13 protein-coding genes are annotated in these 22,530 nt (G+C 44.1%); 10 read left to right on the plus strand and 3 right to left on the minus strand.

All coding sequences use genetic code 11. From position 1 onward, the window contains the following. Positions 1-138: 138 nt before the first annotated feature. From AAE02nite_RS02000 to AAE02nite_RS02010, 3 genes are all read right to left on the minus strand, one after another. Positions 139-2,364, minus strand: a complete 2,226-nt coding sequence (locus AAE02nite_RS02000; protein ID WP_146894778.1) for a T9SS type A sorting domain-containing protein — start codon at positions 2,362-2,364, stop codon at positions 139-141. Positions 2,365-3,078: 714 nt separating this feature from the next. Continuing rightward, positions 3,079-5,490, minus strand: a complete 2,412-nt coding sequence (locus tag AAE02nite_RS02005) for a T9SS type A sorting domain-containing protein (RefSeq protein WP_146894779.1) — start codon at positions 5,488-5,490, stop codon at positions 3,079-3,081. 892 nt (positions 5,491-6,382) lie between these two features. Next, a complete protein-coding gene (locus AAE02nite_RS02010) occupies positions 6,383-7,777 on the minus strand; it encodes a sigma-54-dependent transcriptional regulator (protein ID WP_307725519.1) in 1,395 nt (464 codons plus the stop codon). A gap of 675 nt (positions 7,778-8,452) precedes the next feature. Between AAE02nite_RS02010 and AAE02nite_RS02015 the strand changes: the two genes are divergently transcribed. The 10 genes from AAE02nite_RS02015 to AAE02nite_RS02060 all read left to right on the plus strand — a co-directional run bounded on the left by AAE02nite_RS02015 (position 8,453) and on the right by AAE02nite_RS02060 (position 22,527). Next, complete coding sequence (locus AAE02nite_RS02015; protein ID WP_146894780.1) at positions 8,453-8,677, plus strand: hypothetical protein; 225 nt, start codon at positions 8,453-8,455, stop codon at positions 8,675-8,677. 207 nt (positions 8,678-8,884) lie between these two features. Continuing rightward, the gene (locus AAE02nite_RS02020; RefSeq protein ID WP_146894781.1) at positions 8,885-10,132 is read left to right on the plus strand and encodes an efflux RND transporter periplasmic adaptor subunit; all 1,248 of its coding nucleotides are present in this window, start codon (positions 8,885-8,887) and stop codon (positions 10,130-10,132) included. Between the two features lie 21 nt (positions 10,133-10,153). Further along, a complete protein-coding gene (locus AAE02nite_RS02025; RefSeq protein ID WP_146894782.1) occupies positions 10,154-11,614 on the plus strand; it encodes a TolC family protein in 1,461 nt (486 codons plus the stop codon). An 88-nt stretch (positions 11,615-11,702) separates the two neighbouring features. After that, positions 11,703-12,368, plus strand: a complete 666-nt coding sequence (locus tag AAE02nite_RS02030) for an ABC transporter ATP-binding protein (RefSeq protein ID WP_146894946.1) — start codon at positions 11,703-11,705, stop codon at positions 12,366-12,368. Positions 12,369-12,612: 244 nt separating this feature from the next. Further along, positions 12,613-12,984 carry a DUF3471 domain-containing protein gene (locus AAE02nite_RS02035; protein WP_146894783.1) on the plus strand — a complete coding sequence of 124 codons (372 nt, stop codon included), beginning with the start codon at positions 12,613-12,615 and terminating at the stop codon, positions 12,982-12,984. A 56-nt stretch (positions 12,985-13,040) separates the two neighbouring features. After that, positions 13,041-14,285: an ABC transporter permease gene (locus tag AAE02nite_RS02040; protein ID WP_146894784.1), complete on the plus strand. Its 1,245-nt coding sequence runs from the start codon at positions 13,041-13,043 to the stop codon at positions 14,283-14,285. Next, positions 14,282-15,472, plus strand: a complete 1,191-nt coding sequence (locus AAE02nite_RS02045; RefSeq protein WP_146894785.1) for an ABC transporter permease — start codon at positions 14,282-14,284, stop codon at positions 15,470-15,472. Before AAE02nite_RS02040 ends, AAE02nite_RS02045 begins: the two co-directional genes overlap by 4 nt. A gap of 485 nt (positions 15,473-15,957) precedes the next feature. Then, positions 15,958-17,346, plus strand: coding sequence for a sigma-54-dependent transcriptional regulator (locus AAE02nite_RS02050; protein ID WP_146894786.1), 1,389 nt, complete (start codon positions 15,958-15,960; stop codon positions 17,344-17,346). Further along, positions 17,330-18,658 carry a sensor histidine kinase gene (locus tag AAE02nite_RS02055; RefSeq protein WP_146894787.1) on the plus strand — a complete coding sequence of 443 codons (1,329 nt, stop codon included), beginning with the start codon at positions 17,330-17,332 and terminating at the stop codon, positions 18,656-18,658. Before AAE02nite_RS02050 ends, AAE02nite_RS02055 begins: the two co-directional genes overlap by 17 nt. Before the next feature lie 491 nt (positions 18,659-19,149). After that, positions 19,150-22,527, plus strand: a complete 3,378-nt coding sequence (locus AAE02nite_RS02060; protein ID WP_246150735.1) for a T9SS type B sorting domain-containing protein — start codon at positions 19,150-19,152, stop codon at positions 22,525-22,527. Positions 22,528-22,530: the final 3 nt, after the last annotated feature.

Genomic DNA, 22,530 nt, shown 5'->3' on the forward strand with positions numbered 1-22,530 from the left:
AGCCATCGTTCTGTTAGGGAAGAGCGTTTATGAGATTTGGTACAAATAGTTGCGAATGAAACTTCTGTAAAATCCTAAACAAAAAAACTCACCTTAGTACAAGCCAAGATGAGTTTTTATTAAAACAGGTAAGTAATATTATTTTTTAATCAAGCGTAATGTTTGGGTTTCAGCGGCACCAGTTAAACGCAGGAAGTAAATGCCAGATTGCTCGTTAGATAAATCGAAAGAAATTTCTTTATTTAAAACCGGTAATTTTTTAACTAACCGGCCGGTTGCATCCAGTACCACGGCTTCGGTTACACTAGTAACGCCTTGTACCGTAAACGGACCGGTACCAGGGTTAGGATAAACCACTACGCTAGCTAATGGAGCGGTGCCGTTAAAGCTAATTACTTTAGCGTAAGTAAAAGTACCGTCAAAATCGGTTTGTTTTAAGCGGTAATAAGTAGTTTGGTCAGGGGCGTTCCGGTGCAGGTAGCTGTAGTTTTGTAATTGGTTGGTGTTGCCAATGCCTTTTACTTTGGTTACTTCGGTGAATTTTTTACCGTCAACGCTCATTTCTACCGTGAAAAAGTCGTTGTTTTTTTCCATGGCAGTTTGCCACTTTAGTTCTACTTCGCCTTTTACCCGCGCGCCTTTAAAGCTTACCAGCTCTACCGGTAAGGTAGTTAACCGTTGGTGGTCGTAGTTAAACACGCCAAATACCCGGAAAGAACTTAAGTTATCCAGACTAACTTGCAGCAGAGTAGTGTTTTTTGAGTCTAAGGTAGCACTGCCGGTAGTAGGAGCCGCCCAGTTTTCGGTATATTGGGCCATTACAGCTTTTTTAGGGTCAAAAGAAGGGGCCCAATCATTAGCTGTATTACCTGACGAGAACTGAAGCGTAACGTGGGCGATAGAACCACCTTTAACGGCTTCTTCAATTACCCAAGTGCGGCTTACGCCATCTTCTACAGCCGGGTCGATGCCATTATTATCGGCATCGTACAGTACAAACAAACCGCCTTTTACCCGTACTTTAAATATATCGGTAGTGCCGGTAGCTTTTTGCTTTATTTTAACTGGGTTGTAGGAGTGATTTCCCACCGGGAAAAATACTTCAGCCTCATCGTTAGCCACGGTCATTTGCAGGGTACCTAAACCATTGGTAACCACATAACCTGCTTGTCCCGAAACAATTCTACCTGTTGAACCAATCAGCAGATTTGAATTGCCCAGTACCAGTTTATTCGAGTTAGTTAAATCCAATGTGCCATTTACAGTCAGGTTGGTTTCTAAGCTTACTGTATTATCGGTTTTTAAAACAGTTAAGTTATTAAATACAGGAGCCGCATTACCGGTAGTACTAATTACCTGGGAGGCACTGCCAATTAAAGCGGCGGTATAAATATTTATCGGGCTATTTCCTGCAGTTAAAATATTGCCAGCAATAGCAATGATGCCACCATTTATTGAGCCGTTATTTAAGGTAGCGTTGCCATTTACCGTTAAGGTAGCAGTACCAAGCTCTAAAGTTTCGGTATTCAGGGTTAAGTTCTTGATGCTGGTGTTAGCCGATAATACCGGTGGGAAAGGCGCAGTATTTATCGTAATATTATCGGAAGCGCCTGGTACCAGGTTGGGGGTCCAGTTAGCGGCGTCAAACCAATCCACGCTTTTGCTGCCGTTCCAGGTGTAATTGCCGTGTACCCGCAGGGTTTTGGTAGTAGATACCGTACAACCGCCATCTTTAACGGTTAAGGTAATTTCTTTCTCGCCCGGTGTGCTGAAGTTTACCACATGATTTAAAGGCTGATTGCTAATAACCGCTAAATCCGTAGCCTGTTTGCTGGTCCATTGGAAAATTGCTCCGGTAGAAGCGGAGCCGGTAAAGGTTAAAGAAGTATTTTCGCCGGCAAATACCTCTGTGGGCATGGTAAAGGAAGCAGCCGGAATAACAATGTCCGTTCTGGTTACGGCACTGGCACTGGCTGTTGCCGGATCAGCCGAGTTAACCCCAAAAGCAACCCGGTAAGCTTGCTTATCAGAAAGATTTGAAATGGTTAGGATACTGGTAGTAATTACGGGCTTGGTTCCGGCAGAAGAAGTTACCACGTTGTTATTAACATTAACCCAGATTCCGTTAGATAATGTTTGCCATTGCGCTACTAAATTTTGCTTTTGATGTTCTGCCGATGCTGTTAACTTAATAGAGGAGACTCCATTGCAAACAACTGTTTGAGCCGGTAAGGAGTTTGTTATGTCTTGGGCCTTCGATTCTGTAAGGGTTGCCAGGAAAAGCACAAAGCAGGTAAGCATGGCTACGATGGCAATGCGGGAAAAACTGCCGTTTAAATTTTGGTTTGGTAAAAGTGTAATCATATTAGGGTTATAAATGGTATAGGTCGGTGCTTAGGTTAATTCTATTAAAGAATTTAGCTGGTTAGGTCGGTAGGTGCTGGGTTTAATAAGTACAAAGCGGTTGTATCAGATTTATTAATAATATAATCTGGATATATCTTCATCGGGGTACCGGAGGTACTTGTTTTTTGAGCTAAAAGTTAATATTTCTTTCATTTTACAAAGATTATCTTTTCTGTTTTCTAAAACTATTCTAAAAGAATGCCAAAAAAGGTATATCCGTGTAAAATTAAGAAATTGACCGTTTTTGCCATTATTTTGCACTAAAATATAGCAATTATTTTCCGGATAGTAGAAGAATTATCCAGTATTTAGAAAAAGTGGGATAATATGCTATTTAAATTATTTTTAGTTAAAAAGCTGAATAAATTATTGAACTAGAAAGTTTATTAATTGACTTATTTAGGTAGGATCTTACTCAGGAAATATTAGTTTAATCAGGACTAATGCTACTCTTTCAGGTGAAAGAAGAAGTTAATTGAAAACTCACCTGACATATAGCATCAGAAAGGAAGATTTTAAATGAAGTTAGAAAAAATTAAGTAATATAACGATAGACGAGCTGCTACGCTCCTTAAGGATGAATTGATGGGTAAGGTTTTAAGTAACTTAAGAAAATAGAGAGATACATCTGCTTTAACGTATCTCTCTATTTTTTAAAGTAGCCGGAACCGGTTATTTCTTTATCAGGCGCAGGGTCTTGGTCTGGGTTGGGCTGGTTAGGCGCAAGAAATAAACACCTGGTTTCTGATCTGCCAAGTTTAAGTTCAGGCCAATCTCATTATTCAGGCTGGCTGCTGCTTTCAATACAATGCGGCCGGTGGCGTCTACTACTAAAGCCTCGGTTACATTGGCTATGCCCTGTATGGTATATTGGCCAGTGCTGGGGTTAGGGTAAGCTGCCAATACTCCTGTGTTCGAGGTACCACTTACTACTACTATGTTAGAGTAAGTAAAAGCACCGTCTAAATCGGTTTGTTTCAGGCGGTAATAAGTAACCTTGGCCGGAGCATTCCGGTGCAGATAACTGTAGTGTTTTAGTTGATTGCTGTTGCCGGCTCCTTTTACTCTGGCTACTTCACTAAAATTCTTGCCATCGGCGCTTTGTTCCAGCGTAAAGTAGTCGTTGTCTTTCTCCATAGCCGTTTGCCACACTAATTCTACCTCTCCTTTTACGCGGCGGCCTTTAAAGCTTACAAGTTCTACCGGCAGTGGGTTGTTACGACCCCCATTACCAACACCAAATACACCTAAAGCTGAAACGGAGCCGGTTATCTGGGGACCATTAGTGTTTGAATAAACCGAATTAGTTACATCCAACCAATCAGCAGCAGTAAAGTAATTTAACAAGCTCTGTTCAGGAATAAAGAATGGAGTTTGGGCAGCTTGTGTCCATTGCAGGCCAAGACTAATATTTGAGCCTCCGTCTATTGCTTCTTCAACAATCCACGAGCGGCCTACTACATTTTGCGTTACTTTGTCACCATCTGGCAGGTAAGTGCTAGGATTATAGTTCTCGTAATAGCCATCTAGCACCCGAACGCTTAATAAATCGGAAGTGCCGTTCTGAACAACATTAGCTGGTGTATAGGACGGAAGGTTGTTAAAAGAATTATTTACCGTTGAGCCGACCGGGAATAAGGCAGTGCCGCCATTTGGAACAAACCGTTGTAAGGAGCCAGTGCCCGTGGTTACTACAAAGCCTTGGTTACGGGTAATTGATCCGGAAGTGCTGTTGCCATCACCCACTACTAAATCAAACTCATTTAGATAAATATGGGCAGAATTCAGGTTTAAGCTGGCTATAGCGGAAGAACTACCAAAGAGATATTTGTCTGCAGAACCGGCAACTTCTAAATTATAATAATCTGCCTCCGAAATATATTGCTTTACATTGCCGCCATACACTACAGTAGAGTTGTTTTTAACTACATCCAGATCTATGGCAGGTGTCTGAATGCCATTGGCATCGTAGTTATTGCTGTTGTTAACAAGCAGCGTAGATTGGCTTTCCAGATCCAGGGTGGCTGTAAAAATCGCAGATGGAGCAACAGTTAAACGGAAGTCTGCACTGCCATCACCTAAAATTACTTTGGAGCCGGTTCCACTTACTAGCCATTGGTTTGGAAGTACAGGATCTTGCGTTCTGGGTTGCCCATTGCCTTTTTTATTAGGCACATCAATGTAGAATAACTGGAAATCATCGGTGAAGTTTTTAGGGGACGTGCCGCTTCCATCTTTATTTGTTTTCCAATTCTCTGGTAAGGTCAGGTCATCCTTAGAATTGCCATTACCACCTACGTAGTGGTAAATTCTTGCAGCATTACTGCCGGGGTTTGCCGTTATAGAAACATTATCTATACCAATAGCATTGTAACCAAACTTTTTGGTACTCATGGCATCTTCAAACCGAATCAGGATTTCCTGGCCAACTGCTAAAGTAAAGCCGGTTAAATTTAAAGAAACACTTTTCCGGTCACCGGGTTTATAGCCGGGCCGGCCTTTAGACGGAGGCTTAATAGCGCTGGCTACTGTCCAACCGGTGGTACTATGTAATGCATTGTTGTCGATAAGGGTTTGTACATCGCTAGTGGTGCCAGCCAGGAAAGAAACGCCGAAACGGTCGTTAGAACCTGGGTTGTTCCAATACTGTACCAGGTCGAAAGTAACATTAAGCTCGTTTACAGGACTACCCGTTTGGTTAACTAACCGCAGTACATAAACGTGCTTACCGGTGGCAACAGAAGAGATGCTGCCTAAACTACGATCAGTAGAGGAGCCATCACCCAAACTAAAAAGTGCCGGATTAGGGTTACTACCGTTATTAGGGGTAATTACTCCTGGCACTTTGGAATCTTGCTGTACATACCAGCCTGGTAGTGTTACGCCGTTCTCCCAAACAGTGTTAACGGAATTTGTTAAGGTCTTAAAATCCTGGGTATAAGTTGGGGTGCCCACCTGCGTCATGGGAATTTGTGCTGCGGCGGAAAGCGGCAGTAGCCAGGCCAGGACACCTACAAAAAAGAATTGGTTAAAGTTAGAAGAGTTATTCTTCAGAAATCTGGAAAGGGAGTAAAGTAGTTTCATTTAAATAATATAAATTGTAACATAGAAATTATTAAATCCAACAAAATGCCAAAATTATAAAAGTGTATAGTAGACTTTAAAACCTATTTTTTTGGATATTCACAATTATAATTTTTCTCAAATATAGATATAAATTCCATTCTTAGGAATAATTTAAATATAGTTTAATAAAAATATAAAATATTTCTACAATCTAATAATGGATGATATTATAAAATTATAAAATTAAATTTTGCCAGTATGGTCGTATAAATATAATATGTAACTATTTATATATTTGTAAATCTCGTAAACAGAGGTTAAAATCGGATATGTGCTAGTTGAACAAGCCGTAGAGTTGCCGAATATTTTTGCCAAACAGATTGGTGTATGTTGTTGAAAAATAGGGTTTTGCGCAGAAATTTAGTGCCGGGCTACTTCTGAATGCTAAAAGTTAACTGGAATCAGGTAAGATGAATCAGATAAAGTGGTTCTTTGGCCAAATGGAATTAAAGAAGCTGGTTTTGGAGTGAAATAAATTTTAAAATAAATTATTGCCAGAAATAAATGAGGGTAAGTCAGGAAAAATAAAGGACCGCCTAACCAAAAATTCTGCGCTTAATATTTAACCGTACTGAAGTTTTCATTTAAAACTTTGATAAAAATAAAATTTAAAGCGGTAGGGCTGCCGGTTGTTACTTTAAAAAGGCTGATTAGGTAAAGGGTTCGAGGTGAAAACAAGGGTAAATACAATTAAAGCAGTAAGCTGATTATTAGCTACTAAGAGAATGAGGGTGTAATTAATGAACTAATCGGGCAGCATATACTACTGGTATAGATCAGCGTTCGGTCAGGCAAAAAAAATCCCTTTCCAGATTTTGGAAAGGGATATCCCATTCGTTTAAAAGGTGTTTTAATAGTTAATCTGTAGTTCCTGGTCTTGCACCATCTTGTAAATGGTAGATTTGCCGATGTCCAGCTTTTTGGCGGTGGCTAAAATATTGCCTTTGTTTTTGTTCAGGAAATGCTGAATAATACGCTTGGTGTAATCTTTTAAGGTAAGTTCCTGCACCAGTAAGTTTTCGATGGAGTCGGAAGCGTTCAGGGTAATGTCGCTCTTCTGAATGGTGTCACTATCCGACATAACAATTGCCAGTTCAACAACCGCTCTTAACTCGCGAATATTGCCCGGGAACGGGTAAGACAATAATAATTGCTGGGCATCGGGCGAAAGCGTCTTCCGCTGGTACTGATTGTCGGCACAGAAAGAGTTGATGAAATGCTTCGCCAGCAAAATGACATCTTTGCCGCGTTCACGCAACGGAGCCAAAGCAATTGGCAAACCAAGCAGGCGGTAATACAAGTCTTCGCGGAAAGTGCCTTTTTTAACTTCTTCCATTAAGTTTTTGTGGGTGGCTACCACAATGCGCACATCCACCGGAATTGTACCCGAGCCACCCAGGCGGGTAATTTCTTTTTCTTGCAGCACCCGCAGCAGTTTTGCCTGTAGGTCAATATCGAGTTCGGCAATTTCATCTAAGAAAAGTGTGCCTTGGTGGGCTTCTTCAAATTTACCAATCCGGCGGGCCAGGGCACCGGTAAAAGTGCCTTTTTCGTGCCCGAAAAGTTCGCTCTCGAGCAATTGCTTGGGAATGGCCGCTACGTTAACCACCACGTACGGCTTTTGGCGGCGTACACTAAAGTTATGGATAGCTTTGGCCACCAGTTCTTTGCCTGTGCCGGTTTCGCCAGTAATAGACACGGTAATATTGGTTTTGGCCGCTTTCTCAATAAGCGTATAAATACGTTTAATGGCGTCGCTTTCGCCAATCAACGATTTGCTCAGGTCCTGCGTAAGGTTGGCTTCAGATTTTTGAGTGGGCTTTTTACGAATGTTTATAATCGAATTCCAGAGTTTTTCTTTCGTAGTGCTGTTTTTAACAATATAATCCGAGGCGCCCATTTTCAACAGGTCTACGGCCAGTTGCACATCTTCCTGCTCCGAAATAAAAATTACCTGGATAGCCGAATTATGGTTTTTAATGGTTTGCAGCAAAGGAACAGCTTTCTTGTCGGGCAAGGCATAATCAATAACCACTACCGCGGGTTCTTCGGATAGGGATGATAGGCAAGCCTGGGTAGAAAGCATTTTTTTTATCCGGTAATCCGGATTGAGTGATAATTGATGCTCCAGCAAATTACTATATCGGACATCATTGGACACAATAAAAATCTTAAATGCTTGGTTCATGAGTAAAGTTTTATCATCCGTTATTTTTTCGGTGTTTGCCAAATCAAGCGAAAACACAATTTTTGTGCAGCTAAAGTATGAATAAAAAAATTAAACAAAAAAGATATGTCTCCATATTTTAGAAAAATATTCTATAAAAAAGATTATCTGATTTATGTTTAATATTTTAATTGAATAATATAGATTGGTTAATAAAATAAAGTCGCTAATTAAGGTTTTAAGCGGTTTTAATAAAGGTTTTAACTGTGTATATACTTTAGCTGCCAGAAATAAAAATCCTGAATAAGCGATAATGGTAAGTGTAAATACAATTTTTAACTACTATTAAGGTGTTTTTAAAGTATAAATATTCTTATTAATATTATGTGTAATAATGATTGAGTTGTACTCGTATGTATAAGAAATATTCCATTATAAAGACTCCTGATTAAAAAATACGTAGATAGATAAAATATAAAATATATTAAAACTAAGATCTATTGGAACGTATAAAATATCCTCCTTTAAATATTTTATAATAATTATAGAAACGCATTTACCAGTTTTTGTTGGCTAGTGTAATATTTAATTAAAAGAATAGGGAATAAAATTCAGAAAAAGTAGAAATTTGATAAAACTACTTATTTGTTTTTACGTATTTTACGGCTATATGTAAAAAATACTTAGGTATAATTGCTTTCGGATGGGAAGGTAAATAATTTTAATTTTTAGGAGATTATGCAGGGTACGGATATGAAAGAGATGGAAGTTGGTTATTTGTATTACAGCCTTTATTCTTACAGAAGAAAGATTGAGGCCGATATTAAAAAATTGATTCGTTCTAAAAACGAGATGCCACCAGGCTTAGCGCCTGATTTGCAGGATTCGAACGAAAAGCTTTATAAGCTAACCAATAAGTTGCGTAATATAAGCATGATAATTTCCAAGCTTATATCACTTAACAAGGTTTATAAATAAGGAAGAATTATAGTATTAGTTCAAACGCACGTCTTTGCCAGGTAAGTCAGAAGCGTGAGTTTTAATTTACCCGCTATTTCCGATCACAGTGTCCATATCCGGACAGTTTTATAAAGTCTAGTTTTGTATAAGCTATTGTGTTTCAATAATTTATATCTGGCATGTTCCTTGGCTAAGTAAAGCAACACTATTTAAGTTGTTGCTCCCATGGATCGCGAATTATCTGAGGCTAAAATAAAGCAGAATAAACGGAAAGCTTACGGCAAAATAGGCTTGGTAGCGCTAGTTGTGCTGCTGGCCATTATGGGCTTGCGCCTGGTTCTAAAACCCACCGTTAGCAAAGCAACCATTAATACGGCTATTGCTACGCTTGGCCCCATCGAAGCAACCATCACCGCTTCTGGCGTAATTGTACCTGAAACCGAAGAAATTATCTCCAGCCCCATTCCGGCCCGCATCCAGAAAGTACTGCGCCAGTCCGGCGAAAAAATTAAGACCGGTGAATCGGTATTACAACTCGATAAAGAATCTACCCTTACCTCCTTCAATAAACTCAAAGACGAGCAGCAGTTAAAACAAAACAAAGCTTCTAAACTGCGCATCGAACTCCAGCGCGACCTGAACGATTTGCAGGCGCAGTATAATATTAAGAAAATGCGGGTAAAAAGCCTGGAGTCGGTGGTGGCCGATGAACGGTATTTATTAAAAATTGGCGGTGGTACCCCCGAAAATACCCGCCAGGCCGAACTGAACCTGCAGGTGGCCCAACTGGAACTAAAACTGCTGCAGGACCAGATTCAGAACAAAAAAGTAGCCATGCAGGCCGATCTGAAAGAATTAGGCTTTGAAATGGACATGCAGGCCCGCGATATTGAGGAACTGCAGCGAACCATTAACCAGGCCGAAGTAACCGCCAACAGAAACGGCGTAGTAACCTGGGTTAATACCGAAATTGGGGCTGCCGTAAACAAAGGCGATATAGTAGCCCGTGTAGCCGACCTTAACAGCTTTAAAGTAAAAGCCAGCATTGCCGATGCGTACGCCGACCAGTTGCGGCCCGGTGGTCCTGTGATTGTGCGGGTAAACGACACCGACCTGCGCGGCACCATCAGCACCATTGAGCCGGCCGTAGCCAACGGTATTGTTACCTTCTTTGTACAACTGGATTATAAGAACCACGCTTTATTGCGGCCCAGCCTGCGCGTAGAAGTATATGCCATTACTTCTTTTAAAGATAAAGTAGTGCGGGTTAAAAACGGGCCTTTTTACAATGGCGCCCACGACCAGGCCGTATTTGTGGTGCAGGGCGATAAAGCGGTGCGCCGCACAGTGCAGATTGGCGAAAGCAACTTCGATTTTGTAGAACTGAAAGATAAGATAGCCCCCGGCGAAGAAGTAATCGTGTCGGATATGAAAGAGTACAGCCACCTTTCGGAAATCAATCTGAAAAATTAAAACAGGACAAAAGATACACCTATGAAAAAGATATACCTTTTCTACCTGTTGGGGCTGGTAATGCAGGCAAGTTTGGCGCAAAGTCCTGCGCCTGCCCGGCGACTTACTTTAAATGAGGTAATCTCTTTGGCTTTACGGGAATCTATATGGGCGAAACAGGCTGCGGCAAATAAAGAAAATAATTACTGGCAGTTCCGTACTTATAAAGCTGGTTACAAACCTCAATTGGCGCTCGATGGCACTTTGCCCGATTTCAGCCGCACCATTAGCCCGGTTATTCAGCCCGACGGTACCACGGCTTTCCGGCAAGTAGCTATTAATAATTCGGCTTTGAACCTGAGTCTGAGCCAGGGCATTGGGCTTACCGGCGGCGAAGTTTTTGTGCGTTCGCAGGTGCAGCGGTTCGATGATTTTGACCGGAACCAGAAGAGCTACAACAGCAACCCCGCCATTATTGGTATTTCGCAGCCCTTGTTCGGGTACAATGCCCTGGCCTGGAACAAAAAAATTGAGCCGCTGCGCTACGAAGAATCGCTGAAAAAATATATCGAAGACCGGGAAGTTATTTCGCTAACCGCTACTGAACGATTTTTTGATTTATTGCTGCAACAGGTAAACGCCGAAATTGCGCAGAAAAACCTGGAGAACAACGAGGCTATTTATAAGATTGCTGAAGAAAAATTCCGGTTGGGTAAAGTATCGCGCAACGATTTGCTGCAACTGCAACTGAGTTTAATGAATGCCAAAGTAGCCCAGGCGCAGGCCAGCTTAGATGCCCGTAACGCTAGTCTGAAACTGCGCACCTATATCGGTTACACCGGCGACGAACTGCTGGAACTGGAAAACCCCGCGAATGTACCGGCTTTAATCATAGACGAGGAATTAGCGTTGGCCGAAGCCCGTAAAAACCGCAAAGAAGCGATTAGTTTTAAGCGTAAAATATTACAAGCCGAGCAGGAGGTAGCCTACGCCAAAGGTAAAAGCGGCCTCAACGCCAATTTATTTGCCACTTACGGTTTAACCAACCAGGCCGAATCTTTTACCGACAGCTACTTGCGCCCCATAGACCAGCAGCGGGTGCGGATAGGGTTCGATATTCCGATTATGGATTGGGGCAAGCAGCGTGCAACAATTAAAACGGCCGAGATAAATCAGCAACTGGCGCAATATACAGTAGAACAGGATGCCGCCACTTTTGAGCAAGCCGTAACCACCCAGGTAAACCAATTTCAGATGCTGCGCGAGCGCTTAAGCCTGAGCGCCCAAGCCGACCAGATAGCCCAGGAACGGTACGAAATAACCAAAGCCACTTACTTAATAGGTAAAATCAGTATTACCGACCTGAATATTGCCGCTATGGAAAAAGACCAGGCCAAACGCGCTTATGTTTCTTCTTTACGCGATTTCTGGACGGCCTATTACAACTTAAGAACACTTACTTTATACGATTTCGAAAAAAATAAACCCATCACTTTAGATTAGTTAAAATAACGCTATGAATAATTATGCCCTAAACCCCCTAACCACCAGCAGCGCCGCTGTAGACACTCCCCCGCATCACCCAAAAACGGTGATTAAACTAACCGATATTGAAAAGGTGTACCAAACCAAAACCATCGAAACCGTAGCCCTGCACAATATAAATATTGCCATTCGCAAAGGTGAGTTTGTATCGATTATGGGTCCTTCGGGTTGTGGCAAAAGTACGCTCTTAAATATTATGGGCTTGCTGGATGAACCCAGTAGTGGTACCATAGAAATTGATGGCGCCTCCGTTAAGTCTTACTCCGATAAAGTACTGGCCCGTCTCCGCAACGAGAAAATTGGTTTTGTTTTCCAGAGCTATCACCTCATCAACGATTTATCGGTAACCGATAATGTAGAATTGCCTTTGCTTTACCGCAGTATGGCGGGTAGCGAGCGGCGCAAACGAGCTTTAGCCGCGCTCGAAAAAGTTGGCTTAAGCGCCCGCACCAAACATTTCCCCAACCAGCTTTCCGGCGGGCAGCGGCAACGGGTAGCTATTGCGCGGGCTTTGGCCGGTCAGCCCGAAATAATTCTGGCCGATGAACCTACCGGTAATCTCGACAGCGTGATGGGCAACGAAATTATGGATATTCTGCTGCGACTCAACGAAGAAGAGCAAACCACCATTGTAATGGTAACCCACGACGAATTAATGGCCAAAAAGACCGAACGCCTCATCCGCCTATTCGACGGCAGCCAGGTTTCTTAATCGTTATTCGTTGCTCATTAATCGTTGTTCGGGCAAAAACTTTCCTAAAGAACCAATGGACAGTTTCCAGGAAATAATTATCAGAAAACATTAAGGTAATTGCCTGAATAACAGGTTGAACTAACCAATAATTGTAATCGGGGGAAGCTCCCCGCCTAAGTTTAGGAGGGGTCGGGGGTGGTTGTTTTTAAATTATTCAAATAGTCCATAACACTAATAATCTAACACCTAAAATCTTAAAACTATGAAAAGCTTAATTTTAATATTCCTGTTAATTCCATTCATGTCGGTTATGGCAATGGCGCAGGCAAGCGCACCTAAAGCAGATAATCAGCCCAACCAGCAGAAAGAAGTAACGGTTGCCGCTGAAATCCTGAACAAATACGCGGGCGTGTACCGGCTGGACGAAAATTTCCAGGTAACCATTTCGGTAGAAAATAATAAGCTGTACGCCTTGGCGCCCGGCGACCAGGAAAAAACAGAATTTACCGCTACCAGCGCAACCAAATTTTATATGAAAGGCTCCGGCGCCGAGATAGAGTTTGTAGAAGAAAATGGCCAACGTTTTCTGCTCGTGAAAATGCAGCAAGTGATGAAACTTACTAAAATCAGTTAAGTCCAGCCAGCACTAAGCAGCTAATCGCTAAAAACTAATAGCTAACAACTAAAAAAATGCTACAGAATTACCTAAAAATAGCCTGGAAAGTATTGCTTCGGCGGAAGTTCTTTACTTTCATCAGCTTGTTCGGAATCAGCTTTACGCTCATGATTCTGATGGTGGCTACAGCTATGATCGACCACGTAACTGGTCCGGCTACCCCCGAGAAACGCCTCGACCGCATGCTCTTCGTTAATTTTATTAAAATGACCGGCAAAAGCGGTAACATGAATACTTTCCCCAGTTACTATTACATGAACCATTATGTGAAGCGGTTAAAAACCCCGGAGAAAATTTCGGTAACCACTACTTTTAGAGGCGTAAACAGTTACGTAAACAACAAAAGACTGTCATTGGATTTAAAGTTTACCGACGCCAATTTCTGGGAAGTGCTGGATTTTAATTTCCTGGAAGGCCAGGCATTTAACCAGCAGGACCAGAAAAATGCGAACCGGGTAGCCGTCATTACCGATCATGCCCGCGACCAATATTTTGGACCGAACGTAAGTGCGGTGGGTAAATATATGGTAGCCGACGGTATTCGTTACCGCGTTACCGGGGTGGTAGAAGATGTGTCGTATTCCCGGTTTAACTCTTACGCCAATATTTGGGTACCGCTTTCCACCGCTCCTTATAATAAAAACGATACCGGTTTAACCGGCAGTTACATGGCAATTATATTAGCCGCTTCCAAGGCCGATATTCCGAAAATAAAAGAAGAATATCAGGGCATTGTAAAACAAGTAAAATTGCCCAACCCCAAAGAGTTCAATAAATTTTATAGCCACACCGAAAGCATTCTGGAAGGTACCATTGTGCGGCAATTATTAGGCGACGGCGAAAATTCCGGGATGGGTAAATTCATCGCCATTATTTCGATAGTGGTATTTTTATTCATGCTGATGCCCACCATTAACCTGGTAAATATTAACGTGAGCCGGATTATGGAACGATCTTCCGAGATTGGGGTGCGCAAGGCTTTCGGGGCTTCTTCCAATACCCTCATCGGTCAGTTCCTGGTCGAGAATATTTTCTTAACCCTCATTGGTGGCCTTATTGGCTTTCTACTTTCAGCACTGGTCCTGGAGATAATTGCCAATAGCGGTTTAATTCCTTACGCTCAGTTGGGTCTGAATATTCGTGTTTTTGGTATTGGCCTGGGTTTAAGTTTAATATTCGGGTTTATTTCCGGGGTTTACCCGGCCTATAAAATGTCTAAATTACAAGCCGTGCAGGCGCTGAAAGGAGGCCAAGTATGATACGCCATTTGTTTACCTTAATCTGGAACCGGAAGAAGAGCAACTTCCTGATGATTACCGAAATATTCTTTTCTTTTATTGTGCTGTTTGGCGTATTGAGCCTGGCCTTTTTTTACCTCGATAACTACCGGAAGCCACTTGGTTTTGAGTACGATAGAGTTTGGGTCATGAACATGCGCTGGAACCAGGAGAAGCCCGAAGAAGTCCGGAACATTCAATACCGCTTAAAACAGCAGCTTAAATCAAACCCCGAAGTAGCGCAGGTTGCGCTTGCTGCCTCCAATATTCCGTATACCATGAACACGAGTAACACCGGCTTTACCTACAATAACCGGTTTACCATGGCCGATTGGTTTACGGTAGATAAGGAGTTTGCCGAGGTAATGCAAATGGACATTTCTGCGGGTCGCTGGTTTACTACCGAAGATAATGCCGCCGGCACCAAAGCCATTGTTATTAATCAAGCCTTGCGCGACCAAATATTTCCAGATGAAAATCCGATAGGTAAAGTTGTCCGGGAGAAAGACAATCCGGACCGGAAAATAGTTGGTGTGGTCGAAATATTCCGGCAGAAAGGCGAATATTCGTCCGATAAACCTGCTTATTTCGAATACCTGAATACCGATTATGCCAGCAATGGCACCGCCGGCGGAACCCTGGATAACCTCATGATTCGGGTAAAGCCGGGCGTTACGCGGGCTTTCGAAGAAAAGCTCATGAAACAAGCCTCGCAAATTGCCCAGGGCTGGACCATCGAAATAAAAACTATGAACGAAATGCGGGCTTCCGATAATAAAATAACTTTAATCCCGCTCGTTATTTTCTCCGTGGTTTGTGGCTTCCTGATTCTGAATGTGGCGTTGGGCTTATTTGGCGTGCTGTGGTACAATATTAACCGCCGCATTTCCGAAATAGGTTTGCGCCGGGCGGTTGGCGCCGCCTCCGGTCAGGTTTACCGGCAATTTATCGGGGAAGTACTGGTACTAGCTACTTTTGGTATTATCATCGGCATTATTATAGCCTTGCAATTCCCGTTATTACAAGTGTTTGGCGTACAAACCGGTGTTTACGTAGCGGCTATTTTGGGTTCGGTACTGGTTATTTACCTCTTAGCTGCCGGTTGTGCCGCTTACCCCAGCCGCCAGGCCGCTGCCATTCAGCCCGCAACTGCCTTGCATGATGAGTAGGAAATTAGTTGTTGAATGGCTGAATTGTTAGTGGTTGTTCTACCACCACTGGCCCCTCCTAAAATAGGAGGGGAGCTCTTGCAACGCATTATTACCGCTAACTTACCATGGATAGAGCTTTTCAAATTCAAGTTATTCTAATGAAAACAGAAGGCAGCAGCTACGAAGCAAGCTTCATCAGTTCGGGCGATGAGGGCCTTTCAGATTTCCGGTGCGCAGCATTCCGACGTAGGAGGAAAGGGAAGATGAGCAGCCCGAATGACCAAACGGGGCCGCGCGGCCTTGAGCAAACTTAGGAATTAACTAACTGTTAGCACCTGAACATTGAAAGATGTAATCTTTCAAAAGGTAAACTCCTAAAGAATTGATAGCCTTTGTATAACCTAAATAGCTACAATATTCTTCAATAAGCAGTATTTTTGTTAGTTAAAGCTGCTGATTCACTGATACAAATTTTTTATATTTATTAGCATCTTAATTACCTCATGATTCTCATAATCGACGATGATATTGCCGTACGTACCTCGCTCAGTTTGCTGCTGAAGCAAGCCGGCTATAAAACGGCCAATGCCGTTAACGCCCGCGAAGCGCTGAAAACAGCGAAAGAGGAGGCGCATTTACTGGAGGCGGTCATCATGGATATGAACTTCTCGCTGGATACCTCGGGGCAGGATGGTTTGGATTTATTGCAGCAACTGAAAAAGCTGATTCCGCAGGTACCGGTAATATTAATAACCGGCTGGGGCACCATTGCCCTCGCCGTAGAAGGTATTAAAGCCGGCGCCTTCGATTTTATTACCAAACCCTGGAGCAACGAATATTTATTGCAGCAGGTAGAAACCGCCCTGAAACTCGGGGGCCAGGAACAAACTTCTGATAGCATTAGCCTAAGCCGGAAGCAACTCGACAAGCAATATAATTTCAGCAAAATAGTGGGCGAAGACCCCGCTTTCCTGGCTATTCTGCGCAACATTGGGCAAATAAGTGCTACCGATGCTTCCGTGCTGATTGAAGGCGAAAGCGGTACCGGAAAAGAATTAATTGCCGAAGCCATTCACCTGAACAGCCTGCGCAAAAATCAGCCCTTTGTAAAAGTAAACCTGGGTGGTATTTCGCAAAGTTTGTTCGAAAGTGAAATGTTTGGCCACAAGCGGGGCGCTTTTACCGATGCCAAAGGCGACCGGGTGGGCCGTTTTGAAATGGCGAACAAAGGCAGTATTTTTCTGGACGAAATAGGTGAACTGGATATGAACAGCCAGGTAAAATTATTGCGCGTATTGCAGGATCGCACTTACGAAGTACTCGGCGACAGCCGGCCCCGCAAACTCGATATTCGGGTAGTTAGTGCCACCAACCGCAGCCTCGAAGACATGGTGGAAAATAATCGCTTCCGCGAAGACTTATTTTACCGTATCAATTTAATTACCATAAAGCTGCCGGCTTTGCGGGAGCGCCCCGGCGATATTCCGATGCTGGTTAATTATTTTATTGATAACCTCAAAAAGATTTACAATCGCCACGAACTAACCGTAACTATTAAAGCCCTAAACTGGCTGAAGCAACTGCCGCTACCAGGCAATATTCGGGAGTTGAAAAATCTGGTAGAGCGGACGGTACTGATTTCGGGGAAAAACGTGCTGGAGCCCGAAGACTTTCAGGCCTACCTGCAGTATGCGCCCAAAAAGGCCGACAAAAAGAGTATGCCGGCCGTTGGCTCTATGACCTTGGAAGAAATGGAAGCCACCATGATCCGGAAGTCGATGGAATTTTACGACCACAACGTTAGCAAAGTAGCCAAAGCTTTGGGCGTGAGCCGCGGCGCTTTATACCGGCGCCTCGATAAGTTTAATATTCCTTATGACGCTGCGGATTAAATTTATTTTGTTTGCGGTGGTGGTACACGCCACGCTGCTGATTCTGACTTACCATTTCCTGCTGACAGATAAATTGTTATTTCTGGCGGCCGAAGCGCTGATTGTGGTTTCGCTGGTAATCACGTTTCAGATTTACCGGGCCTTTGTGCGGCCCTTAAATTTAATTGCAGCGGGTATTGAATCCATTAAAGAAAAAGATTTTACGGTTAAGTTCCTGAAAACCGGCCAGCCCGAGGTAGACCAACTCATTGAGGTGTATAACCTGATGATGGAACAATTGCGACAGGAGCGGGTAAGTCAGAACGAAAAGCAATATTTGCTGGAGCGCTTAATCCAGGCTTCGCCTTCCGGTATTATTATGCTCGATTACGATGGCTACATTCAGCAGGTAAACCCGGCGGCCAAAGCCTGGTTGCAGGTACCCATGCCGGCGTTGCTGGGTAAAAAGCTGGAAGATTTGCCGGGGCAGTGGCGCACCGAATTAAGCATCCTGGAAGAAGGACAATCGCGCATTTTTCACATCAACGGCATTCACACGTACCGTGGCCATAAAGCTTATTTTATCGATAAAGGTTTTCCGCGTTATTTTATCATGCTGGAAGAGTTGACCGAAGACATTATTAAAAAAGAAAAATATGCTTACGAAAAAATAATCCGGATGATGTCGCACGAGGTAAATAATTCCATCGGTGCCATTAATTCTATCTTAAATTCAGTTAAAAGTTACGCCCCCCAGTTGCAGGAAGATTTGCGGGCCGATTACGAAGAAGCACTGGAGGTTTCGATTGAACGGAATAAAAACCTGGCCGGCTTTATGGCCAACTTTGCTACCATGGTGCGCTTGCCATCTCCCTGCCGCCAACCCTGCGACCTGCACCAGTTATTGCAAGGCGTTTACCGCCTGATGCAACCCCAACTGGAACAACGTAATATTGCCTGGCAATGGCAACTAACTCCGGAACCATTATTTATTGAAGCGGATGCCCAGCAACTGGAACAGGTACTCATCAATATTGCCAAAAACGCGATGGAGGCCGTTGATGCCGATGGTTCTATTAACGTAAAAACCCAGCTAAATCCTCCTTGTTTATTAATTGAAGACAACGGCGAAGGCATTCCGGAAGCCGTGCGGCAGCAATTATTTACCCCATTCTTCAGCACCAAAAAAAATGGCCAGGGCATTGGCCTCACCATGATACGCGATATTCTCCTGAATCATAACTTTCCTTTCTCCCTCGAAACCGATGAAAGCGGTATCACTGCTTTTACCATCCAGTTTAAAACGGCCCTGGTACCGGAACCAATAGTCTAGCCCTTAACTTTTTATATTTATTACTATTTAGTTTTGGTTTCGTACAAAACAATCGTGTTTTATTAATGTTGCTGGTAAAAAGATAATACCTTATTTTTAGACCCTTTGTGGGAGCCTGCCCGTGTTATAAAAAATACTTTTTTAGAAAATAATAATTGGTAGTTTAGGCCTACAATATTTTGCAGTTTTTTGCGATAAGTAATTGATAGCGGCCTGGGTGGCAGTTTACGTTTACCTGTGTAAATAGCGCTTATTCGGAATTATGCCGGATAATGCAACTCTGGATGCTGTTCTGTTTAATTAAATTTAAATAATATTTGGTTTTCAAATTCTACTCCGTGCACAGTATTCGAAATTTTTTTCTCATAACGCTGGTGTTCCTGTGCAGTTCGTCTCTGTTAAAGGCCCAGTGTTTAGATCCGGTTCCGGTTTTTCAATTTAGCCCCAATAACGCTTGTTCTGGCAGTCCGATAACTTTTGAAGTTGTTAATTTGAGTCCGGCCAACGATGAAACCTATATCTGGAGCTTTGGCAATGGCACCTCAACGCCCACTTCAAAACTTACGGCCAATGGGAGTAAGGTAACCTATGCTTATACCCAAACCGGAACCACTCCGGGTAATTTTACGGTAAGTGTGCGGCGGGTGAAAGGACTCTGCGTGTACGATTCGGCGCCCCAAACCGTAACCGTTAAACCCCAGGTAGCCTTTTCGCCGCCTACTGTTAAAAATAATGTAGATAACGGGAGCGGGGGTAATATTTGTGTGCCCGACTCGGTGCAGAGTATTTCGGTTACCGCTACTTTAACCAACCCCAATACCAATACCACCGGCATTAGCGGCTACCAGGTAGATTGGGGGAACGGCGAGGTAAATAATTATACGTTAGCGCAATTTACCGGTAGTACTACCATTAGTAATGCCACGCCTTATAACAAAGAAGGAAATTACCCGATTACCGTTACGGCCCTGAGCACCGACCCCAATGTTTGTCCGGCCGTTACCACTATTCCGTTTAACGTGGGCAAAGATCCCAAAGCTATTTTTAGTGTAGATAAGAAAGAACGGATAGAGCCCCAGTTTCCGGCGCCTTTATGCGGTGTGCCGGTGCGGGTTGCGTTGAAGAATGAATCGACGGGCGGCGGCTTAACTTACAAATGGACGGTTACCAATACGCAGCAGGGCGGTTCGGTTAATTACTCGTTTATAGAAGGTACTACCGACACTACTAAAAATCCGATTCTGCAATTCAACGAAAAGGGCCGCTATATGATCAAGCTTTCGGTTAAAAATGCTTGTGTTAGCCCCAACGATACCATTGGGCCGATTGACCCCTTTGACCCGGAAAACCCCAAGGATGATTTTGATGAGGACGGTAAATACGTGCAGGAAGAGTCGGTGCTGATTGTGTACCCGGAGGTCAATATATTTGGCCGGGAACTCTGTGCGGATAATAACCAGCCGCAGGTAATTATGGGTAGCGAACTTGCTCAGTTTGACCCCAATTTAGGCACCATCGATCCCAGTACCATTCAGTGGGTAATTTCGGGCGGCGCTACCCTCGATAACCCAAATATTCAAAATCCGAAAATAACTTTTCCGGGACCCGGTACTTATACGGTGGCCGTAAATTTTGCCAACGAATGCGAGCGATCGCAGGATGCCCCGGGCGCTAATCAACGTCCGCCGGCTACCATTACCATAACAGCCCGCCCGCCTAAACCAGCCGATGGCAGTGTAACCCTTTGCGGCGGCGAAAATTACGTTATCACCCCCACGCCTAACGGTTCAGTCAGATTTAATTTTTACACCACCCCTACCGGCGGTACCCCCGTTGCCAGCGATACCACGGCTTACCCAATTAATTCGGTTACCAATTCAGTTACTTACTATATTGCCGCAGTTTTAAACGGTTGTGAAAGCAGCGAACGCGGTGTGTTTACTTTAAACGTACTGCCGCCCATTCAAAACAATACCATTCAGGCGCCGCAATCGATGTGTGCCGGTGCTACGCCCGCACCGCTTACCGGCACGCAGCCAAGTGGTGCCAATGGTAACTTTAGCTATACGTGGTTAATGAGCACCACCAGCGCTACCACCGGCTTTAGCGTAGCGCCTGGCGTAAATAATGGTTCGGGTTATGCCCCAGCGGCACTGGGCCAAACTACCTGGTTCCGCCGGATGGTTCGTTCCTCTTCCTGTAAACCCGATACCAGTGCCGCAGTAGAAATTACCATAGTACCTGTTATCGCCACAAATACCATTACCGCAGACCAGACAGTTTGTGCCGGTTCGGCACCGGCCACCTTAATCGGGTCGCGGCCAACCGGGGGTAATGGTGTAGATTATGCCATTATCTGGGAAAGCAGCACCACCAGTGCTACCGCCGGTTTTGCTCCGGCTACCAGCTCTAATGGCTCCCCAATTATTATCAACGAAGAAAACTTTAGTCCCGGCCCGGTTACCCAAACTACGTGGTACCGCCGGCAGGTGACCTCAGTTGGTTGCAGTGGCTATTCTAATGTGATTGTTGTAACAGTAGCACCGGCCCTTACCCAGAATACCATTGGTACGTCCCAAACTATTTGCGGCAATAATACGCCAGCGGTTTTAACCGGTTCTACGCCAACGGGCGGTACCGGCACCTATACCTACCTCTGGGAAAGCAGCACCAGTAGCGCAACAGCCGGATTTGGCCCAGCCGCCGGCACCAATAACGGTATTACTTATAATCCGGGCGCTCTAACCCAAACCACTTATTTCCGGCGCTCGGTTACCTCGGGCTCCTGCGAACCAATTATGAGTGAAGTAGTAACCATAACCGTAGTGCCTGCTATTGATAATAATACCATTACGGCGGCTAAAACCGTGGTGTGTGAAGGCGCCGTGCCGGTGTTAACCGGTTCGATGGCTACAGGTGGTAGCGGTAACCTGGTTTACCTGTGGGAGAGTAGTATTACCAGTGCCAGTGCCGGTTTTAACCCGGCCATCGGTACCAATAATGGTAAAGATTACACACCCGGTTCTATTGTGCAAAATACCTGGTACCGGCGTACGGTTAAGGTGGCTGGTTCAGATTGCCCCCCGGTAGTATCAAACGTGGTAGCCGTAACCGTCGATAAATTGCCAACAGCGCCTACCGTAGAATCAAACGATGTACGGGTGTGCGCAGGTACTTCGGCTACTTTGCGCGTAACCAGTACCGGTGGCGGTACTTACCAATGGTTTACATCCGAGACTGGCGGTAATCCCGTATCTTTCGAGCCCGTATTTGTTACCCCGGTATTAACCAACAGCATTACTTATTATGTGCAGGCAACCAATAACAACCAATGTGTGAGTGCTACCCGCACCCCGGTTAAAGTTACGGTTACTACTATTTCGGCAGATGCCGGCCGCGACACCACTATTATAGAAGGCCAACCTTTCGGGCTGCGGGCAACCGGCGGTACCACCTATGTCTGGTCGCCGGCTACTGGCCTGAACGACCCGAATGCAGCTACTCCTATTGCCACTCCGACCAAAACTACCACCTACCAGGTAATAGTTACCATCGAAGATGGCTGTACCGCAACGGATGAAATAACCATAACCGTTATTCCGCGGGTAGTAGTGGTAAATACTTTTAGCCCGAACGGCGATAATATTAACGATACCTGGGAGATCCGGAACATCGAAAATTATCCAAATGCCATCGTAGAGGTATTTAACCGGTGGGGCAACCCGGTGTATAAATCTGATGTGGGCTACCGGCAACCCTGGGACGGTACGCATAAAGGTAGTATACTGCCATTGGCTACCTACTACTATATCATCCGGCTGGACAATGTGTCCAAACCAATTTCCGGTTCGATCACTATTATCCGATAAGCT

Source organism: Adhaeribacter aerolatus (assembly GCF_007991635.1).
GTDB classification, from domain to species: Bacteria; Bacteroidota; Bacteroidia; order Cytophagales; family Hymenobacteraceae; genus Adhaeribacter; species Adhaeribacter aerolatus.

Excerpts from the sequence above, each read along its gene's own strand:
- AAE02nite_RS02000 (WP_146894778.1), bottom strand. The coding sequence starts at position 2,364 with ATGATTACACTTTTACCAAACCAAAATTTAAACGGCAGTTTTTCCCGC.
- AAE02nite_RS02005 (WP_146894779.1), bottom strand. The coding sequence starts at position 5,490 with ATGAAACTACTTTACTCCCTTTCCAGATTTCTGAAGAATAACTCTTCT.
- AAE02nite_RS02015 (WP_146894780.1), top strand. The coding sequence starts at position 8,453 with ATGAAAGAGATGGAAGTTGGTTATTTGTATTACAGCCTTTATTCTTAC.
- AAE02nite_RS02020 (WP_146894781.1), top strand. The coding sequence starts at position 8,885 with ATGGATCGCGAATTATCTGAGGCTAAAATAAAGCAGAATAAACGGAAA.
- AAE02nite_RS02025 (WP_146894782.1), top strand. The coding sequence starts at position 10,154 with ATGAAAAAGATATACCTTTTCTACCTGTTGGGGCTGGTAATGCAGGCA.
- AAE02nite_RS02035 (WP_146894783.1), top strand. The coding sequence starts at position 12,613 with ATGAAAAGCTTAATTTTAATATTCCTGTTAATTCCATTCATGTCGGTT.
- AAE02nite_RS02040 (WP_146894784.1), top strand. The coding sequence starts at position 13,041 with ATGCTACAGAATTACCTAAAAATAGCCTGGAAAGTATTGCTTCGGCGG.
- AAE02nite_RS02045 (WP_146894785.1), top strand. The coding sequence starts at position 14,282 with ATGATACGCCATTTGTTTACCTTAATCTGGAACCGGAAGAAGAGCAAC.
- AAE02nite_RS02050 (WP_146894786.1), top strand. The coding sequence starts at position 15,958 with ATGATTCTCATAATCGACGATGATATTGCCGTACGTACCTCGCTCAGT.
- AAE02nite_RS02055 (WP_146894787.1), top strand. The coding sequence starts at position 17,330 with ATGACGCTGCGGATTAAATTTATTTTGTTTGCGGTGGTGGTACACGCC.